Source organism: Micromonospora sp. DT53, assembly GCF_049841535.1.
GTDB lineage: Bacteria > Actinomycetota > Actinomycetes > Mycobacteriales > Micromonosporaceae > Micromonospora.
This window is the reverse complement of record NZ_JBNCKM010000002.1, coordinates 757,567-776,311: the sequence shown is the minus strand read 5'-3', so window position 1 is coordinate 776,311 and position 18,745 is coordinate 757,567. Positions and strand designations below refer to the sequence as shown.

14 protein-coding genes and 1 pseudogene are annotated in these 18,745 nt (G+C 71.1%); 5 read left to right on the top strand and 10 right to left on the bottom strand.

Annotated features, from left to right (window positions below):
- Window positions 1-2 precede the first annotated feature (2 nt).
- The 4 genes from ACLQ3B_RS09405 (at window position 3) to ACLQ3B_RS09390 (ending at window position 9,543) form a co-directional block, all read left to right on the top strand.
- Window positions 3-890 (top strand): carbohydrate ABC transporter permease, encoded by an 888-nt coding sequence (locus tag ACLQ3B_RS09405; protein ID WP_425779204.1) that lies wholly within the window; start codon window positions 3-5, stop codon window positions 888-890.
- Window positions 891-991: 101 nt separating this feature from the next.
- Window positions 992-2,650, top strand: a complete 1,659-nt coding sequence (locus ACLQ3B_RS09400) for a glycoside hydrolase family 13 protein (protein ID WP_425779202.1) — start codon at window positions 992-994, stop codon at window positions 2,648-2,650.
- Between the two features lie 142 nt (window positions 2,651-2,792).
- Window positions 2,793-5,660: a discoidin domain-containing protein gene (locus ACLQ3B_RS09395; RefSeq protein WP_425779200.1), complete on the top strand. Its 2,868-nt coding sequence runs from the start codon at window positions 2,793-2,795 to the stop codon at window positions 5,658-5,660.
- 187 nt (window positions 5,661-5,847) lie between these two features.
- Window positions 5,848-9,543 carry a discoidin domain-containing protein gene (locus ACLQ3B_RS09390; protein ID WP_425779198.1) on the top strand — a complete coding sequence of 1,232 codons (3,696 nt, stop codon included), beginning with the start codon at window positions 5,848-5,850 and terminating at the stop codon, window positions 9,541-9,543.
- Window positions 9,544-9,550: 7 nt separating this feature from the next.
- Here ACLQ3B_RS09390 and ACLQ3B_RS09385 read toward each other — a convergent pair whose 3' ends face one another.
- Entirely contained in the window at window positions 9,551-10,351 is an 801-nt protein-coding gene (locus tag ACLQ3B_RS09385; RefSeq protein WP_425779196.1) for a crotonase/enoyl-CoA hydratase family protein, read from the bottom strand.
- A 185-nt stretch (window positions 10,352-10,536) separates the two neighbouring features.
- Between ACLQ3B_RS09385 and ACLQ3B_RS09380 the strand changes: the two genes are divergently transcribed.
- Entirely contained in the window at window positions 10,537-11,391 is an 855-nt protein-coding gene (locus ACLQ3B_RS09380) for a DUF2231 domain-containing protein (RefSeq protein ID WP_425779194.1), read from the top strand.
- Between the two features lie 503 nt (window positions 11,392-11,894).
- Here ACLQ3B_RS09380 and ACLQ3B_RS09375 read toward each other — a convergent pair.
- From ACLQ3B_RS09375 to ACLQ3B_RS09335, 9 genes and pseudogenes are all read right to left on the bottom strand, one after another.
- Window positions 11,895-12,962 (bottom strand): annotated as a pseudogene (locus tag ACLQ3B_RS09375) (LysM peptidoglycan-binding domain-containing protein); the annotation flags it as partial.
- 14 nt (window positions 12,963-12,976) lie between these two features.
- A complete protein-coding gene (locus tag ACLQ3B_RS09370; RefSeq protein ID WP_425779192.1) occupies window positions 12,977-13,426 on the bottom strand; it encodes a pilus assembly protein TadG-related protein in 450 nt (149 codons plus the stop codon).
- Complete coding sequence (locus ACLQ3B_RS09365) at window positions 13,423-13,899, bottom strand: TadE/TadG family type IV pilus assembly protein (protein WP_425779190.1); 477 nt, start codon at window positions 13,897-13,899, stop codon at window positions 13,423-13,425. The genes ACLQ3B_RS09370 and ACLQ3B_RS09365 overlap by 4 nt, the downstream gene beginning before the upstream one ends.
- A complete protein-coding gene (locus ACLQ3B_RS09360; RefSeq protein WP_425779188.1) occupies window positions 13,896-14,339 on the bottom strand; it encodes a TadE family protein in 444 nt (147 codons plus the stop codon). Before ACLQ3B_RS09360 ends, ACLQ3B_RS09365 begins: the two co-directional genes overlap by 4 nt.
- A 5-nt stretch (window positions 14,340-14,344) precedes the next feature.
- Window positions 14,345-14,551 carry a hypothetical protein gene (locus tag ACLQ3B_RS09355; RefSeq protein WP_425779186.1) on the bottom strand — a complete coding sequence of 69 codons (207 nt, stop codon included), beginning with the start codon at window positions 14,549-14,551 and terminating at the stop codon, window positions 14,345-14,347.
- Between the two features lie 24 nt (window positions 14,552-14,575).
- Window positions 14,576-15,445 (bottom strand): type II secretion system F family protein, encoded by an 870-nt coding sequence (locus ACLQ3B_RS09350; protein ID WP_425779865.1) that lies wholly within the window; start codon window positions 15,443-15,445, stop codon window positions 14,576-14,578.
- Between the two features lie 58 nt (window positions 15,446-15,503).
- A complete protein-coding gene (locus tag ACLQ3B_RS09345; RefSeq protein WP_425779863.1) occupies window positions 15,504-16,451 on the bottom strand; it encodes a type II secretion system F family protein in 948 nt (315 codons plus the stop codon).
- Window positions 16,406-17,953 (bottom strand): ATPase, T2SS/T4P/T4SS family, encoded by a 1,548-nt coding sequence (locus ACLQ3B_RS09340; RefSeq protein ID WP_425779184.1) that lies wholly within the window; start codon window positions 17,951-17,953, stop codon window positions 16,406-16,408. The genes ACLQ3B_RS09345 and ACLQ3B_RS09340 overlap by 46 nt, the downstream gene beginning before the upstream one ends.
- Window positions 17,943-18,743 carry a ParA family protein gene (locus ACLQ3B_RS09335; RefSeq protein WP_425779182.1) on the bottom strand — a complete coding sequence of 267 codons (801 nt, stop codon included), beginning with the start codon at window positions 18,741-18,743 and terminating at the stop codon, window positions 17,943-17,945. Before ACLQ3B_RS09335 ends, ACLQ3B_RS09340 begins: the two co-directional genes overlap by 11 nt.
- Window positions 18,744-18,745: the final 2 nt, after the last annotated feature.

The window sequence follows — 18,745 nt, the reverse complement described above, 5'->3', positions numbered from 1 at the left end:
GAATGGCACAGGATTCCGGAACCCGGACCCTCATCTCCCACTCCCAGCTCAGCCGGGGGCGGGGCAAGGTCATCTACTGGACGCTGCTGGTCGTCGTCGTGGCGGGGTTCACGCTCGTCTTCCTCGGCCCGCTCTACTGGATGGTCACCGGCGCACTGAAGTCCGGCCAGGAGATCGCACAGACCCCGCCGACGTTGTTCCCGAAGGATCCGCAGCCGCAGAACTACGTCGACGCCTGGAACAACCTGGCCCTCGCCAAGCTGCTGTTCAACACCTTCTACTACGCGATCGGCGCGGTGCTGTTCCAACTGGTCTTCGACAGCGCCGCCGCGTACTCGTTGTCCAAGCTCCGGCCGATGTTCGGCAACACGATCCTCGCCCTGATGCTGGGGACGCTGATGATCCCGGCGATGGTTCTCATCGTTCCGCAGTACGTGACGGTGCTCGACCTGCCGATCCTGCACATCAACCTGCTCGACTCACCGTTCGCGATCTGGCTGCCGATGGTCGCGAACGCGTTCAACATCTTCCTGTTGAAGCGGTTCTTCGACTCGATTCCGGAGGAGCTGATGGCAGCGGCCCTGATGGACGGGGCGACGTCGCTGCGCACGCTCTGGTCGATCATCCTGCCGCTGTCGCGTCCCATCCTCGGCGTCGTCTCGATCTTCGCCGTGACGGCGGTCTGGAAGGACTTCCTCTGGCCGAAGCTGGTCATGCCGTCGCCCGAGACCCGGACGGTGAGCGTCGGCATCTACACCTTCGCGGGCGGCACACCGATGAACGTGGTGATCGCCGCGTCGGTCATCGCCGCGATCCCGACAGTCATCATCTTCCTGATCTTCCAACGCAACATCATGTCCGGTCTGACCACGGGCAGCATCAAGGGATAGCCACCACCGCATACTTCCGCGCGGCGAACAACGACAGTTCGCCCGACACATGACCAGGTCCGGCGGATCCGCCGACGTACTGACGCAGAAAGCAGGTGCTCGTGTCCACAGCTGACAGAAGTCCGTGGTGGCGGGGAGCGGTGATCTACCAGGTGTATCCCCGGAGCTTCGCCGACGGCAACGGCGACGGCATCGGTGACATCGCCGGCATCCGGTCCCGGCTGCATCACCTGTCCGCGCTCGGCGTCGACGCGATCTGGTTCAGTCCCTGGTACCCGTCGCCGATGGCGGACGCCGGTTACGACGTCTCCGACTACCGCGACATCGACCCGGTCTTCGGCACCCTGACCGAGGTGGAGGCGCTGATCGCGGAGGCGCACGCGCTGGGCATCCGGACCATCGTCGACGTGGTGCCCAACCACTGCTCCGACGCGCACCCGTGGTTCCAGGCCGCGCTCGCCGGCGGGCCGGGTGCGCCGGAACGGGACCTGTTCTGGTTCCGACCCGGCCGGGGCCCGAACGGCGACGAGCGACCCACCGACTGGATCGGCGAGTTCGGCGGGGAGACCTGGACGCGTACCACCAACCCGGACGGCACCCCCGGCGACTGGTACCTGCACCTCTTCGCCCCCCAGCAGCCGGACTTCAACTGGGACCACCCCCGGGTGCGGGAGGAGTTCGAGGACATCCTGCGGTTCTGGTTCGACCGGGGCGTGGACGGCATCCGGATCGACTCGGCCGGGCTCCTGGTCAAGGACGGCACGCTGCCCGAGGTCCGCGAGGACCAGCCGCACCCGTTCCACGACCTCGACGGCGTGCACGACATCTATCGGGGCTGGCGGCGGGTCGCCGACGAGTACGCCGACCGGGCCCTGATCGGTGAGGTGTGGCTGCCGGACCGGCAGCGGTTCGCCAACTACCTGCGCCCGGACGAGCTGCACGCCGCGTTCAACTTCGACTTCCTCGGCTGCGCCTGGGACGCCGCCGCGCTGCGGGAGAGCATCGACGGGACGCTGAACGCGCACGCGCCGGTGAACGCGCCGGCCACCTGGGTGCTCTCGAACCACGACGTCACCCGGCACGTCACCCGCTACGGTCGGGCGGACACCCGGTTCAGCTTCGCCGCCAAGCGCGAGGGCACCCCCACCGACCTGGAGTTGGGCACCCGCCGGGCCCGCGCCGCCGCGCTGCTCTCGCTGTCGCTGCCCGGTGCCGCCTACGTCTACCAGGGCGAGGAGCTGGGCCTCTACGAGGTCGAGGACATTCCGTACGCGCTGCGGCAGGACCCGATGTGGGAACGGTCCGGCCGGATCGACCCCGGTCGGGACGGCTGCCGCGTACCGCTGCCGTGGGCCGGGGACGAGCCGCCGTTCGAGTTCAGCCCTCGGGGTGCCGCGGCGCCCTGGTTGCCGCAGCCGGCCGATTGGAAGGACCGGACGGCCAGCGCGCAGACCGGCGACTCGGCCTCGATGCTGGAGCTGTACCGGGCGGCGATCCAGGCTCGAAAGGCCGACCCGGCGCTCGGCGACGGCGAGCTGACCTGGTTGCCCGCCCCGGACGGGGTGCTCGCGTTCAGCCGTGGCGGTGGCTTCACCTGCCTGGTCAACCTGTCCGCCGCGCCGGTGCCGATGCCAGCTCAGGGGGAGTTGCTGCTGGCCAGCGGACCGCTCGACGACGGGTTGCTGCCGTCCGACACCGCGGTCTGGCTGCGTACCGCCGAATCCACCGACGGGCCGCGCGGGGCGGACGGCCCGGCCTGACCTGACTCTGCACGCCGTGGTGCCGGCGGCCCGTCCCGGTCGCCGGCACCACGCCACCAGGAAGGGAGAACCGAGGGGGACGCGCGACACCGCACCGACACGGGGGGATCTGGCCTGCCTGACGAAAGGGAGAGCGCAGCTCATGGCCAACCACACCACCGGCACCCCGCATCACCTTCGACACCCGACCCGGGCAGGGTTGGCCGCCATCGCCGCCACCCTGCTCGCCGCCACGACTGTGACCGCCCTCGCGGTCACCGGCACCGCGACCCCGGCCTCGGCGGCGGGGTTGTCCCCCTTCGACATCCCCAACCGGGGCGCCACCGTGCCGTTCGTCGAGCAGGAGGCGGAGGAGACCGCCCACAACGGCACGAAGATCGGCCCGGACCGCCGCTACGGCACGTTGCCGTCCGAGGCGTCCGGCCGGGAGGCGGTCACCCTGGACGCCGTCGGCGAGTACGTCGAGTTCACCCTCACCGCCCCGGCCAACGCTGTCACGTTCCGCCACAGCCTGCCGGACAGCCCGGCCGGGACCGGCCGGGACGCCGCCATCGACCTGCGGGCCAACGGGGCGCTGCTGAAGTCGGTAGCGGTGACGTCGAGGTACGGCTGGTACTACGGCGGATACCCGTTCAACAACAACCCGGGCGACACCAACCCGCACCACTTCTACGACGAGACCCGGGCGCTGTTCGGCAGCACCCAGCCGGCCGGCACGAAGATCCGGCTCCAGGTCTCCTCGACCGCGCAGTCGCCCACGTTCACCATCGACCTGGCCGACTTCGAGCTGGTCGCCCCGGCGATCACCAAGCCCTCCGGTGTGCTCGACGTGGTCACCGACTTCGGCGCCGACCCGAGCGGCGCGACCGACTCGACGGCGAAGTTCCAGGCGGCGGTGGACGCCGGCAAGGCCCAGGGCCGGGCGGTCTGGATCCCGACCGGCACCTTCACCCTCTGGGATCACGTGGTGGTCGACGGGGTGACCCTGCGCGGGGCGGGCCCCTGGTATTCGGTGCTCGGCGGCCGGCACCCCACCGAGCGGAACAGGTCCGTCGGCATCTACGGCAAGTACGTCCCCGGTGGCGGCTACACCGGCCCGGTCCGCTCGCACGAGGCGAACGGGCCCAGCCGTAACGTCACGCTGCGGGACTTCGCCATCATCGGCGACATCCGCGAGCGGGTGGACGACGACCAGGTCAACGCCCTGGGCGGGGCGATGACCGACTCGGTGGTGGACAACCTCTGGCTGGAGAACACAAAGGTCGGGGCGTGGATGGACGGCCCGATGAACAACTTCACCATCCGCAACAGCCGCATCCTGGACCAGACCGCGGACGGGGTGAACTTCCACACCGGCGTGACCAACTCGACGGTGACGAACACCTTCGTCCGCAACACCGGCGACGACGCGTTGGCGATGTGGGCGCAGAGCGTGCCGAACGTCAACAACTCGTTCACCCACAACACCATCGGCGTGACCCTGTTGGCGAACCACCTGGTCAGCTACGGCGGTCGGGACATCAGGATCACCGACAACGTGACGGCCGACTCGCTGACCAACGGCGGCGGTATCCACGTCGCGAACCGCTACCCCGGCGTGCAGGGCGCCACCGGAGTCCAGGGCACCTGGACGATCGCCCGGAACACGTTGATCCGTAACGGCAACTCGGACTACAACTGGAACTTCGGTGTCGGCGCGATCTGGTTCTCCGCGCTCAACGAGGCGTTCCAGAACCCCACCATCAACATCACCGACACCGACATCCTGGACAGCTCGTACGCGGCGCTGCACTGGATCGAGGGCCAGACCAACGGGATCAACCTCAACAACGTACGGATCGACGGCGCCGGCACGTACGCGCTCCAGGTGCAGGCGAACAGCCAGGTGTCCTTCACAAACGTGCGGGCCACGAACATCGCGCAGAGCAACCCGATGCACAACTGCGTCGGCGCCGGTTTCCAGATCACCCAGGGCTCCGGCAACTCCGGCTGGTACACCCCGACCCCGTACTGCGGCCCGTGGCCGAACCCCCAGTGGGGCGGGGGACCCACCTCGCCGCCGCCGACCACGCCGCCTCCCACCACCCCACCGCCCACCACCCCGCCTCCGACAGGCGGGAACCTGGCGCTGGGCCGGTCGACGACCGCGACCAGTACCAACCAGAGCTACACGGCGGCCAACGTGGTGGACGGCAACGCGGCGACGTACTGGGAGAGCGCCAACAACGCCTTCCCCCAGTCGGTGACCATCGACCTGGGCGCGTCCCGGTCGGTCGACCGGGTGGCGCTCAAGCTGCCCAGCGGCTGGGAGCAACGCACCCAGACGCTGTCGGTGCTCGGCTCCACCGACGGCTCGTCGTACACCACACTCGCGTCGTCCGCCGGTCGGGTCTTCGCCCCCGGCACGGGCAACGCCGTGTCGATCGGGCTGCCCTCCGGTGACCGCCGCTACATCCGGGTCACCGTCACCGGCAACACCGGCTGGCCGGCCGCGCAACTCTCCGAGGTCGAGGTGTACGGCGGCACGCAGACCACGCCACCGCCGACCACCCCACCACCGACGACCCCGCCCCCGACCACGCCGCCGCCCAGCGGCAACCTGGCGGCCGGGCGGTCGATCACCGAGACCAGCCACTCCGACGTGTACGCCGCCACCAACGCGGTGGACGGCAACGCGAACACCTACTGGGAGAGCGCCAACAACGCGTTCCCGCAGTCGCTGACGGTGGACCTGGGGGCCGACCGATCGGTGTCCCGGGTCGTGCTGAAGCTCCCGCCCGCATCGGCCTGGCAGACCCGTACGCAGACGCTGGCGGTGCTCGGCTCCACCAACGGCTCGACGTTCAGCACGCTGAAGGCGTCCGCCGGCTACAGCTTCAACCCGGCCAGCGGCAACACGGTCACCGTGACCTTCACGGCGACCACCCAGCGGTACCTGCGGCTGACCGTCACCGGCAACAGCGGCTGGCCAGCCGGCCAGCTCAGCGAGTTCGAGGTCTATTCCAGCTAGGTCGGGTGCCCCCGCCCCGACCGGGCGGGGGCACCCGGTCCAGGAGGCTCGGCGCAACGCGGCGTCGGGCGTCCCACCCGTCCCCAACCCGCACCGTCCCCCACCTGTCGCGGAACGACGGGCGTACCCCTGCACCCGTCGCCGGGCAACGCACCCACACCCACCCCCGAAAGAGGTGTAGCGACCCATGTCCAGGACCGGCACCAGACGAGGCACGCCGCCAACCGGCGCGCCCACCACCGTCCCCCGCACCGCCCGCACGGGCCACCGGCGGCTGCTCGCCGGCGCGCTCGCCGGAATGCTCCTCGCCACCGCCCCGGTCGTCACCCCCATGGCGAGCGCGGCACCGGCGGCCGACCCGTCCGCGGCGGCCGCCCGCGTGGCCATGCTCGCCGGGCTCTCCGCCACCATGACCGCCAGCAGCTACAACCAGAACTACGTGGCGGGCAACGCCAACGACGGCAACGCGTCGACCTACTGGGAGAGCGCCAACAACGCGTTCCCGCAGTGGATCCAGGCCGACCTGGGCGCCACGGTCAGCGTGGACCGGGTGGTGCTCAAGCTGCCGCCCGCGTCCGACTGGCAGACCCGTACGCAGACGCTGTCGGTGCTGGGCTCGACCAACGGCTCGTCCTTCACCACCCTGAAGGCGTCGGCCGGCTACACCTTCAACCCGAGCAGCGGCAACACCGCGACGGTCAGCTTCACCGCCGCCAGCACCCGCTACGTACGGGTGCAGGTCACCGGCAACACCGGCTGGCCGGCGGCACAACTCTCCGAGGTCGAGGTGTACGGCGCCACCGGCAGCACCGACACCCAGGCGCCCAGCGTTCCGGGCAACCTTGCCTACACCCAGCCGGCCAGTGGGCAGATCCGGCTCACCTGGTCGGCGTCCACCGACAACGTCGGGGTGACCGGCTACGACGTCTACGTCAACGGCGCGCTGCGCGGCAGCGTCAGCGGCTCGACGCTCACCTACACCGACAGCCAGGCGGACAGCGCCACGGTGTCGTACTACGTCCGGGCCAAGGACGCGGCCGGCAACCAGTCGGCGAACAGCAACACCGTGACCCGGACCGGCACCGGCAACCCGCCCACCGGGAGCAACCTGGCGGTCGGTAAGCCGATCACCGCATCCGGGTTCGTGCACACGTTCGTGGCCACCAACGCCAACGACAACAACGTGGCCACCTACTGGGAGGGCAACGGCAACCCGAGCACGCTGACCGTGCAGCTGGGCGCGAACGCCAGCCTCAGCCAGGTCGTCGTGAAGCTCAACCCGGACCCGGCGTGGGGCGCGCGTACCCAGAACATCACGGTGCTCGGCCGGGACCAGGGCTCGTCCAGCTTCACCACCCTGGTCGGCGCGGCGAACTACACCTTCAACCCGGGCAGCGGCAACACGGTGACCATCCCGGTCTCCGGCGCGGCGGCCGACGTACGGCTCTCGATCGCCTCGAACACCGGCGCCCCGGCCGGGCAGGTGGCCGAGTTCCAGGTCTTCGGCACTCCGGCGCCGAACCCGGACCTGACCGTGACCGGCATGTCGTTCAGCCCGTCCGCACCCGTGGAGACCAGCACCATCACGCTCTCCGCGACAGTGCGTAACGCGGGCTCGGCGGCCTCCGGCGCGACAAACGTCAACTTCTACCTGGGCTCCACCCGGGTCGGCACCGCGTCGGTCGGCGGCCTGGCGGCCGGCGCCTCGACCACTGTCAGCGCCAGCATCGGCACCCGGGACTCGGGCAGCTACCCGCTCAGCGCGAAGGTCGACGAGTCGAACACAGTCGTCGAGCAGGACGACACCAACAACAGCTACACCAACCCCAGCCCGTTGGTCGTCGCCGCGGTCGCCAGTTCCGACCTGGTCGCCTCGGCGGTCGCCTGGTCGCCGGGTAACCCGTCGGCGGGCAACACGGTGACCTTCTCCGTGTCCATCCGCAACGCCGGCAACCAGGCTTCCGCGTCGGGGGCGCACGGCATCACCCTCACCGTGCTCAACGAGTCCGGCACCGTGGTCCGTACCCTCACCGGCTCGTACTCCGGTGTGATCAACGCCGGTGCCACGGTCGGTCCGATCAACCTGGGCACCTGGACCGCCGCGAACGGCAAGTACACCGTCCGGGTGGTGCTCGCCGTGGACGGCAACGAGTTGCCGGTCAAGCAGGCCAACAACACGAGTGACCGGCCGCTCTTCGTGGGGCGCGGCGCCAACATGCCGTACGACATGTACGAGGCCGAGGACGGCGTGATCGGCGGCGGGGCCGCCGTCGTCGGACCGAACCGGGAGGTCGGTGACCTGGCCGGCGAGGCGTCGGGTCGGCGGGCGGTGACCCTCAACTCGACAGGCAGCTACGTCGAGTTCACCACCCGGGCCAGCACCAACACGCTTGTCACACGCTTCTCCATCCCGGACGCCTCCGGTGGCGGCGGGATCAACTCCACGCTCAACGTCTACGTCAACGGCACGTTCCACAAGGCCATCGACCTGACGTCCCGGTACGCCTGGCTCTACGGCAACGAGACCAGCCCGGGCAACTCGCCGAGCGCCGGCGGGCCGCGGCACATCTACGACGAAGCCAACGTCATGCTCAACTCGACAGTCCCGGCCGGCAGCAAGATCCGCCTCCAGAAGGATCCGGCCAACACCACCACGTACGCCATCGACTTCATCAACACGGAGCAGGTGGCGCCGATCGCCAACCCGGACCCGGCGCGCTACACCACGCCGGGCGGCTTCACCCACCAGGACGTGCAGAACGCCCTGGACCGGGTGCGGATGGACACCACCGGCAACCTGATCGGGGTGTACCTGCCGGCGGGTAACTACTCCACCTCGTCGAAGTTCCAGGTGTACGGCAAGGCGGTCCAGGTGACCGGTGCCGGCCCCTGGTACACCCGGTTTGTCGCGCCGTCGGGCCAGGAGAACACCGACATCGGTTTCCGGGCCGAGAACTCGGCGGCCAACTCGTCGTTCAAGAACTTCGCGTACTTCGGCAACTACACCTCGCGGATCGACGGCCCGGGCAAGGTGTTCGACTTCTCCAACGTGTCGAACATCGTGATCGACAACATCTGGAACGAGCACATGGTGTGCCTCTACTGGGGCGCGAACACCGACTACATCACGATCAAGAACTCCCGGATCCGGAACATGTTCGCCGACGGCATCAACATGACAAACGGGAGCACCAACAACCTGGTCAGCAACAACGACGCCCGGGCCACCGGCGACGACAGCTTCGCGCTGTTCTCGGCCATCGACGCGGGCGGCGCCGACATGAGGGACAACGTCTACGAGAACCTGACCTCGACCCTGACCTGGCGGGCCGCCGGTGTGGCCGTGTACGGCGGCTACGGCAACACGTTCCGCAACATCTACATCGCGGACACGCTCGTCTACTCCGGCATCACCATCAGCTCGCTCGATTTCGGCTACCCGATGAACGGCTTCGGCGCCAGCCCACCCACCCGGTTCGAGAACATTTCGATCGTGCGGGCCGGTGGGCACTTCTGGGGCTCGCAGACCTTCCCGGCGATCTGGGTCTTCTCCGCCTCGAAGGTGTTCCAGGGCATCCGGGTCAGCGATGTCGACATCATCGATCCGACCTACAGCGGCATCATGTTCCAGACCAACTACGTCGGCGGGCAGCCGCAGAACCCGATCACCGACACGGTCTTCACGAACATCTCCATCAGCGGCGCCCGCAAGAGCGGGGACGCCTACGACGCGAAGTCCGGCTTCGCGATCTGGGCGAACCCGATGCCGGAGGCCGGGCAGGGGCCGGCCGTCGGGTCGGTCACCTTCAACAACCTCCGGTTGAGCAACAACGCGGTGGACATCCAGAACCCCACGACGACCTTCACCATCAACCGCAACTGAGCAGGCCCTAACCGGTAGCCGACGCCGTCGGGGGGTGTACCCCTCCCGGCGGCGTCGTGCCGTGTCGGCCCTCGCCCGCGGTGAACCGGGCCGCGCCGGCCGCCGCGTCAGTGGCCAGCGAGTCCATCCCGTACGCCAACTCGGTCGCCAGCGCCTCCGGCTCGGGCCGTCCCGCGCCGGCCAGCACCGCCGCCCGGTCGTTGCGCAGGCAGGTCTGCGGATGCCTGGCGATCGTCGCCGCCAGTTCCTCGGCCGCGGCCCGCGCCTGGCCGGGTGGCACCAACCGATTGATCAACCCCATCGTGTACGCCTCGTCGGCCGGCACCGGGCGGCCGGTGAGGATCAGGTCCATCGCCCGACTCTCGCCGATCAACCGAGGCAGCCGGACGGTGCCACCGTCGATCAATGGCACTCCCCAGCGGCGGCAGAACACGCCGAGCGTCGCGTCGGACTCGGCGACCCGCAGGTCACACCAGAGCGCCAGTTCGAGCCCGCCCGCCACCGCGTACCCGGAGATCGCCGCGATCACCGGTTTGCTGAGCGTCATCCGGGTCGGGCCCATCGGGCCGTCCCCCTCCGGCTCGACCCGGTTGCCGCTCGGCGTGCCGATCGCCTTGAGGTCGGCGCCGGCGCAGAACGTGCCACCGGCGCCCCAGAGCACCGCCACCGCCGCGTCCGGATCGGCCTCGAAGGCCCGAAACGCGTCCGCCAGCGCCCGCGCGGTAGGACCGTCCACGGCGTTGCGCGCGTCCGCCCGGTCCAGTACCACCGTGGTAACCGCCCCGACCCGCTCCACCCGCACGCCCATCCCGCCAGCATGCCCGCCCGACCCCACCCCCACAATCCCCGTCGATCTTGCACTTTCGGATGCCGTTTCGTGGCTTGTGCCCCGGTTCCTCGGGGCAGAAACTGCAAGATCGGCGGCGTGGGCGGCGCGGCAGGTTTGTCGCCGCCGACCGGTTTGCGACGGCGATCGCCGGGAAGTCGGTACTCGTGCGAGCACTTTTGACGAAAGTTGAGCAGGACTCCCGGCTGGACCGCGCGGGTGACCGGTTGCAGAAGATCGTCCTCGGGACGCTGCGTCCGCGCCGGCTGCGCGACCTGCTGCACGGGGTGACCCTCGGGCATCCGCTGCACCCGGCGATGGTGCAGGTGCCGGTGGGTGCGTGGATCAGCGCCGCGGTGCTGGACCTCATGCCCGGGCAGCGCCGGCCCGCCACCGTGCTTGTCGGTCTGGGCACCGTCAGCGCCCTGCCGGCGGCGGTCGCCGGTCTGAACGACTGGGCGGCCCTCGCGCGGGACCAGCGCCGGGTCGGCCTGGTGCACGCCGCCGCCAACACCGTCGGCATGACGCTCTACGCCGGCTCGTTGGCCGCGCGGCTGTCCGGCCGCCACGGAATGGGCCGCGCCCTCGGCTTCCTCGGGCTCTCCACCGTGAGCCTCGGGGCGTACATCGGGGGTCACCTTGCGTACAAGCAGGGGGCTCAGGTCAACCAGAGCGTCTCCGAGCTGCACCGGATGACCGACGGTTGGCACTCGCTTGCCGACATGGCGACGTTGCCGCAACGCACCCTGATCACCCGAGAGGTGGACGACGACATCTCGGTGATCCTCTACCGGCACGGTGACGAGGTGACCGTGATGCTGGAGCGCTGCCCGCACCAGAGCGGGCCGCTCGGCGAGGGCGACGTGCAGGAGATCGACGGCCACGCCTGCGTGGTCTGCCCGTGGCACGGCAGCGCGTTCCGACTCAACGGCGGTGAGGTCATGCAGGGGCCGTCCGGCAACGACCAACAGATCCTGCCCACCCGGGTCCAGAACGGCGTGCTCCAGACCCGCCTGCCCTGACCCGCCTGCCCGGGCGTCGACCGCTCGGGCCGCACGGAGCCCGGGTCGGGCGCTCAGGGGCGTCGGTGGCGGCCGACCGGCGGACCGTCCGGTACCGAGTCCAGGCCGTGCCCGCCGTTGAACAGCCCGCCCTCGCCACCATCGCCGGCCCAGTCGTCGTCACCACTCCAGCCCCCAGCGTCGGCGGTCGCCATGCCGCCGCCGGGAGGTGCCGTGCCGCCGGAGAGGGCCATCCCGCTTCCCGGAAACGCCGTGCTCCCGGGGAAAGCCATCCCGCTGCCGGCGGGCGCCACCCCACTACCGGGTGTCATTCCGCCGCCGCGAGGCGGGTAGTCGTTCCCGCTCGGTGCCATGCCGTCGTTCGGTGTCGCGGGAGCTTCGATGGCCGCCGCCGCCCGGCTGGCAGCCCAAGCGGCGCCGCTCCCGGCGGCCCCACCACTGCTCCGCCGCGTGCCGCTGTGGCCCGCGGCGCTGTTCCGGCCCGCCCCACCCCGGGGTTTACGGGAGGACGCGGCCAGTCGGGGAGCGCCCCCGGCGGTGGCCGGACGGCGGCGCAACCCCAGGACCGCGCCGATCTGGGCGCCGACGATGCTCGCCACGGCCAGTACGGCGGAAACCGCCAGCGGGCGGTTCACCCGATCGACGGCACCGGCCCGGGCCGCACCGACAGTCATGGCGGGTGGCTGGCCCGCTGACTCCGTACCGCTGGGTGGTGCCGGGGCCACCCGCGGCGGTGCGGCCCGCTCCGGCGCCGGCCGGGGCGCGGGGGGTTTCGGGGTTGCCGGCCGGTCGACGAGCCGGCCGGTGGCGTGCTGCCGCGCCCCCTGGTCGGCGGCCTCGGTGGGCAGTCGGAGCAGTTGGCCGGGGCGGATCCGGTCCGGGTCGTCGAGCTTGTTCAGCTTGGCGAGCTGTCGGTAGTCGCCGAACTCGTCCAGGTACCGCTCGGCGACCTCCCCGAGGTAGTCGCCCCGCGCCACCCGGTACACCGGCGCGGCCTCGTCGTTCGCCGCCGAGCCACCGGGTGCGGCGAGCCCGGTCCCGGCCATGCCGAGCAGCCCGCCCCGGGCCACCGGCGCGGCCGTGTCCGGTGTCGTCGCGGCGCGGGACGGCGCGGCCACCGTGGTGACGGCAGGTGCGCTTGGACTCGCGTACACCGGAGTTCCGTAGATCGCCGCGGCGCTGGCGGCGGCCGGGCTGGCGACCAGGATCAGCGCGACCGAGCCGACCAGCGCGGCGGCGGCCTTCTGCTGGCGGCCCATTCCGGGCAGCTTCGGAGCCGGCCGGCGCAGGGTCTGTGCGCCCAGCTCGACGAGGACTGAGAAGGCGAACGTGGCCCAGCCGAACCAACCGACCACGGCCAGCGCCCGCAGGAAGAGCTGACCGTCGTCTCGGCTGGTCAGTGCGGTCCCCATCTCGCTGATCGGCGGGAGGTGATCGGGCAGGGGGTTACCGGCGAAGGCGAGCAGCGCGATCGGCGCGCCGACCAGCAGCACCAGGAGCACGGCCAGCGCGCCGATGCCGGTGAGGATCCGTCCGGTCCGCCGTACGACGGACCCACCCGATACGGGCATGGCTGCCTTCCTTCCTACGGTGTTGCGGTGATGGCACGCGCGGTCGCCTCGCCGGTGACGGTGACGGTCTTGTCCTGGACGAACGGTCCGAGCATCGAGCGGTGGTAGGTGATGGAGACGGACACCCGGATCAGCGTCTCGCCGTCGACCTCGGGGAAGCTCACGGTGTGGCTGGCGGTGTCCACGGCGGCCAGGTAGTTGGCGACCGCCTCGCGCGCCTCCGACTCGTCGATCCGCTTCGGCCCACCCTCGATGGCGGTGGCCCGGTCGATGGCCTGACCGCCGGCCCGGGCCGCCTCGGCGGCCAGGTTCTGGGCGCGTTGCAGGGTACGGAGCTGCCCGGCGCCGTCGAAGGAGAGGCCGATGATGGCCAGTACGCCGACCATCGTCACCGCGAGGAAGATGCTCACCCGGCCATGCTCACCTGCCCGCGAGGAGCCGACGGCCGACGTGGTGGCCGTCATTGCCGACTCCGGTAACGGTCGAGCGGGGAGGTGAACTGCCCGGTGATCAGCTTTTCACTCACCATCCCGGGCAGGATGTCGAGTGTGATGTCCTGAAAGGACACCACGCAGCTGATCGTCACCGTCACCGTGGCGTCCGTCCCGATCCGGCTGCTGAAGGCGTCATCGAAGCCGGACTCACTGTCGGGCATGTCGGCCACCGAGCCGCTGAACTGTGGTTCCAGGTCGTTGGAGCAGGCCAGGCCGTGCCAGTCCAGTTGCTTCTGGGCGGCCTCCCGCGCCCTTGTCCGGGCGGTGTCGGAATCCCGGGAAATCGAGGCCGCCCGGGCGGCGTCGTGCGCGGCCGCGTCGAGCGCCTCCGCGGCAACCGCGCTGCGCCCGACCACACCGGCCAACACCATAAGCGCGATGAACGCGGGCGCGAGCACCGCGACCTCGATGGAGACCGAGCCCCGCTCGGCGGTACGGGTCATGGCGGGGTCACCCTCTCCACCGTTCCGTGTGCGGTCTGCTGTATCGCGAAGTCCACGCCCGGCACCACCGACAGGGACCGGCCACTCACCGTGCAGGTCACCTCGGTCGTGGTGGTCTCGCAGGTCGGACCGGCCTTGTCCCAGCCCACCAGCCAACCGCCGGCGGCCTTGAGGAAGCGGGAGGCGCTGTCCACCCCGGCGCCGTTCCCCGCCTGGTACGTCCGCTGCGCGTTGACGCCACTCTGTGCGGCGTTCAACGCGGTGGAGCGGGCGAGGAAGACGGCCGCGACCTGGATCGAGGCGAAGAGCAGCACCAGGATCAGCGGCATCATCACGGCGAGTTCCACCGGGTTGGCACCCCGCTCGCGGTCGCCGGCCGCGAGGCGGCGCCGGGCGGCGGTGACCGCTCGGCTCCACCTCACGTACGCGGCTCGGCGCATGCTGGTTACTTGACCGGGTTCGTGTGGTCCGGGATCTTGCTCATCCAGTTGTCGGCCTTGGTCAGGGCCAGCGCGGTGACGGCCATGGCGACGGCGACCAGGCCGGCGATGATCACGGCGGTGGGCACCGGGCTGTCGCCGCGCTCACCGTCACGGCGCAGCTCGGCCAGGCGCGTCGTCACCACGACGTGCAGGTAGCTGAAGACGGACATTGCGTACTCCTTCAGGGGGCGGGGTCAGACACGGGCGACGAACGGATAGAGGACGAACCCGAGCAGCACGAAGACGAGCAGTGCGCCCGGGATGTCGAGCTTGCTGGTCACCCCCTCGGCGCGGGCGAGGTTGTCGGTGCGGATCTGGTCGCGCAGCGAGTCGGCCCGGCTGCGCAGCGTCTCGTGCACCTGCGCGCCCTCGCTGCCGGAGGAGCGCATGATCGCGCCGACGTCGCCCAACTCCGGAATGCCGATCTTGTCGGCGAGGTCGCGCAGTTCGTCCCAGGGCGCGTGCATCTGCATCTGGGCGATCCGCAGCGACTCCTGGAGCCGGTCGAACACCCAGCCGTCGCAGACCGCCGCCGCCCGCTCCAGCGACTGCACCGGCCCGTGCGCCGCCGAGAGCTGCAACGCCACCAGGTCGAGGTAGGTGCAGACCGCCTGGCGGAACTCGTCGCGAGCCGCGTCGGCCTTGGTCAGCACGGCGCGGTGCGCCAGCAGACCGGCCAGCAGGGCCAGACCGAGGCTGCCCAGCACCGGCACGACCACCGGGAACGGGATGCCGAGCGCCCACAGCACCACCCCGAGCAGGGTTGGCGTGGCCAATCCGATCAGCGCGGAGAGCAGCACCGACAGCGCGTACTGCTCGGGCGTCTGGCCGATCAGGGCCAGCTGCCGATGCGGCGGACGCAGCCAACGGGACAACCCGGTCAGCGAGTCCAGCCGCCGGGAGGCGGGCGTGGCCACCCGACCGTCACCCGGGGGCTGGTGCAACCGGCGCAGCGCCGGCCCGAGCGCCGGTGTCGCCGGCACCAACTCCCGGACCACCAGGAACACACCCAGGCCGATCCCGGCACCACCGCAGACCGCGACGGCCAACACCCAGTTGACGATCACGGGAGCCACCTTTCGTTCGCGACTGCGGGGCTCCGCTGCGCTGCACTCCTCGCGCTCACGCGATCACCTCGGCCGGGTCGGGCGCCGGCAGGAACCGGGCCGGCCGCTGCGGCTGGCTCATCGACCGCACCCAGGCCAGCAGGCCGACGAAGGCAGCGCCGAGGGCGGCCATCACCAGCTGGCCCACAGGCGTGCCGTACGGCTTGATGTACTCGGTGTTGATCAGCCCGTACGCGAGGGTGGCAAGCGTCATTCCGGTGAGGAAGCGGACCGCGAACCGGGGCTGGGTGCGCTTGGCCTCGATCTCCCGACGGGTGGCCACCTCCGCGGACGCCGCGCCGGCGATCGAACCGAGCACGTCACCCAGCCGCTCACCCCGGTCCGACAGGTGCAGGATCAGCGCCGCCACCACCTGGTCGCAGACCGGGTCGGCGATCTCGTCGGCGAACGCCAGCAGCGCGGAGCGGGCCATCCAGCCGGCCTGTAGACGGGCGGCGAGCAGCCGTACCTCGTCCTCGATGCCGGGTGGCACGCTGCCGATCGTGCCGATGATCGTCTGTTGGAGGCCCTGCCCGGTGCCGGAGACGTCCTTGAGTCGGCGGGTCCACTCGCCGACCGCCTCGATCCGGGCGATCGCCCGCTGTTCGGCCTTGCCCACCCCGAACAGCCACGGGGTGCCGGGCACCGCCACCATCACCAGCAGACCCACCACGGGCAGCCCGGTCAACAGGAACGCCAACGCGCCGGCGACCAGCGCGGCGACAAGCAGTGCCTGGTAGGCCCGCTGCTCGGCCGGAGTGTTGCCCGGCCCGCGCCACAGTCGGCTCAGCCCTGGCCCGCTGCCCGGGCGGGGCCCGGGGGGTCGACGGGTGCCGACCAGCGCGACCACGGCCAGCAGCAACCCGGCCACACAGGCGGCCCCGGAGACCACCGCGATCAGTTCCAGGCTGCCGAGCATCAGGTCACCCGCCGGGCCAGTCGGGTCTGCCGGGGCCGTCGCCAGGCGCCGGCACCTGCCTCGACCCACCGGGTCAACAGCCGCGCGTCGTAACCCACCCGCAGCAACTGGTCGCGGACCCGCTCCGGGAGGTGCCGGGGGACGGCACGACCGTCCGGGCCGGGCCCGAAGACAGTGGTGGTGGTGATCCGACCGGCTTCGCCGGCCCCGATCACCTCCTCCACATGCGAGACGAACCGTTGTTTCCGCCCACCGATCGCGGTCTCGTCCTCGATGGTGACGTAGACGATCAGGTCGAGCGCGTTGCCGGCCATCCGACGGGCCTGGTCGACGGTCATCTCGCGGCCGTGCGCCAGGGCCAGCTCGACGATCCGTTCACTCACGCCGGCGGCGGTCCGGGCGTGGATGGTGCACATCGACCCCCGGCTGGTGGTCATCGCCTGGAGCATCGGCACGATCTCCCGGGACCGGACCTCGCCCACGATGATCCGCAGGACGCCCATCCGCAACGACAGCGGGATCAGGTCGGCGATGGTCACCTCACCGGCCGGGCGGCCGTCGAAGCCGCGCTCGCCGTGGCCCTCCCGGGCCTCGAAGCTCATCACCGCCCGGTGCCGCTCCCGGCGGCGGGCCGGGAGCAGCTCACGACTCTCCTCCAGCAGCACGTACGGCTCATCCTGCGGGATCTCGTTCATCAGCGCCCGGATGACTGTGGTCTTTCCGGCACCGGCCAACCCGGCGACCATGATGTTCAGACCGGCGCGCATCGCCGCGCGGAGGAAGTCGCGCAGCAGCGGGTCGATCATCTCGTCCAGGTCACCTCGGGCGCCCGCGAGGTCGTCGAGGCTCACGTCAAGGGTGTTGTGCTTGCGGATCACCGCGTACGGGCGGTGGCTGACCAGGAACACCGCGGCCAGTCTGCTGCCGTCGGGCAGTTGCAGGTCGAGGGTGGGCTTCACGGTGGAGAGGGACCGCTCGGTCGCGCCGGCCCGGCGGGCCGCCGCCTGGAGGATCTCCACCAGTTCGGCGTCGCTGTCGGCGATCGGCTCGGCCCAGTCCACCCCACCGCCGTGCCGGGTGATGCGTACCTGGTCGCAGCCGAGGATGTGCACCTCCTCGATGGTGTCGTCGACCAGCAGCGTCTGCAGCCGGCCGAGCCCGACCAGCTCGGCGGTCACCTGGTCGAGCAGCAGGCGTTCGTCGCCGGCGGCCATGGGCGTGCCGGCCCGGCGCACCGAGTCCGCGTACGCGGCAACCACAGTGACGGCGAGCCGGGCCCGCTCGGTGTCCTCCTCGTCGACTGTGAACTCTCGGCCGCGCTGCCAGAGGGTGAGCCGTTCGGTGAGTTCCCGGCGCAGCTCCCGGACCACCTGGAAGTCCATCCGGGCCCGGGGCGGTGATTCCGGCGGCGCGGTGGCCGCGGGCGACGGCTGCGGCTGCGGCCCGGCCTGTTGGTGCCGGCCGTTCGGCACGGCCAGCGGCGGCGCGGTGGAGGTCACGCCCGGTGGCTGTTGGCGCGGATCGGTGGAGACCGGCTCAAACCGCATCGGGCACCCCCTGCTGCACGGGCCACGCCAACCGGGCCCGTCGCCGCTCCAGGAGCGCCCCGATCGGGACCTCCAGCGCGGCCGCCGCGCGCATCAGCGGCCGTCCGGCCCGCACGGTGCCGCCCAGGGCGAGCACCCCGGCGGTACGCGGATCGTGCGGCAGCCGTGCGATGACCGGCAGTTTCAGGGCGCGGCTGATCTCCGCCCGCCCGTGCCCGCCGCCGACCAGCAGCAGCCGCAGGGTGCCCGGGGGGACCCGGTGCTCGGCGAAGTCCCGTTCGATGGTGGTGACCACCGCCCGGGCGCCGGAGAGGTCCGGCAGGTGCGCCCGGGTCACCAACAGCACCACCGAGGCGGCCCGCAGCACCGGCCACGGCGGCCCGGTGACGTGCAGCCGACCGCAGTCGACAAGGACGTCGTAGCCAGGGGTGCCCCGGTCGAGGGCGTCGAAGTAGTCGGCGAAGCGCTGCCAGAGCGGGGTGACGCTGCCGCTCTGGGCGGGGTCGACGAGGCCGGGCAGCAGCAGCCGTTCCCGGCGGGGCGCGTCCAGGTCGACGAGTTGCGACCAGAACGCGGTGTCCAGGTTCCCGTCGCGCAACTCCCCGACGGCCAGCTCGCCGATGCCGCGCGGGCCGTCCAGTTGGCCGCCGAGGTATCCGGCGAGGATGGAGCCGCCGGCCGGGTCACATTCGGCGACCACCAGCCGTCGGTGCCAGGCCAGCGCGCAGGCAAGCGCCGAGGTCGTGACGCCTGGCGAACCCTTCGCGGACACCAGCGCGATGATCGCCATGC

Coding starts and splice junctions, on each gene's coding strand:
- ACLQ3B_RS09370 (WP_425779192.1), bottom strand. CDS start 13,426: ATGACGGCCACCACGTCGGCCGTCGGCTCCTCGCGGGCAGGTGAGCAT.
- ACLQ3B_RS09355 (WP_425779186.1), bottom strand. CDS start 14,551: ATGTCCGTCTTCAGCTACCTGCACGTCGTGGTGACGACGCGCCTGGCC.
- ACLQ3B_RS09405 (WP_425779204.1), top strand. CDS start 3: ATGGCACAGGATTCCGGAACCCGGACCCTCATCTCCCACTCCCAGCTC.
- ACLQ3B_RS09390 (WP_425779198.1), top strand. CDS start 5,848: ATGTCCAGGACCGGCACCAGACGAGGCACGCCGCCAACCGGCGCGCCC.
- ACLQ3B_RS09385 (WP_425779196.1), bottom strand. CDS start 10,351: ATGGGCGTGCGGGTGGAGCGGGTCGGGGCGGTTACCACGGTGGTACTG.
- ACLQ3B_RS09335 (WP_425779182.1), bottom strand. CDS start 18,743: ATGGCGATCATCGCGCTGGTGTCCGCGAAGGGTTCGCCAGGCGTCACG.
- ACLQ3B_RS09360 (WP_425779188.1), bottom strand. CDS start 14,339: ATGCGCCGAGCCGCGTACGTGAGGTGGAGCCGAGCGGTCACCGCCGCC.
- ACLQ3B_RS09365 (WP_425779190.1), bottom strand. CDS start 13,899: ATGACCCGTACCGCCGAGCGGGGCTCGGTCTCCATCGAGGTCGCGGTG.
- ACLQ3B_RS09340 (WP_425779184.1), bottom strand. CDS start 17,953: ATGCGGTTTGAGCCGGTCTCCACCGATCCGCGCCAACAGCCACCGGGC.
- ACLQ3B_RS09395 (WP_425779200.1), top strand. CDS start 2,793: ATGGCCAACCACACCACCGGCACCCCGCATCACCTTCGACACCCGACC.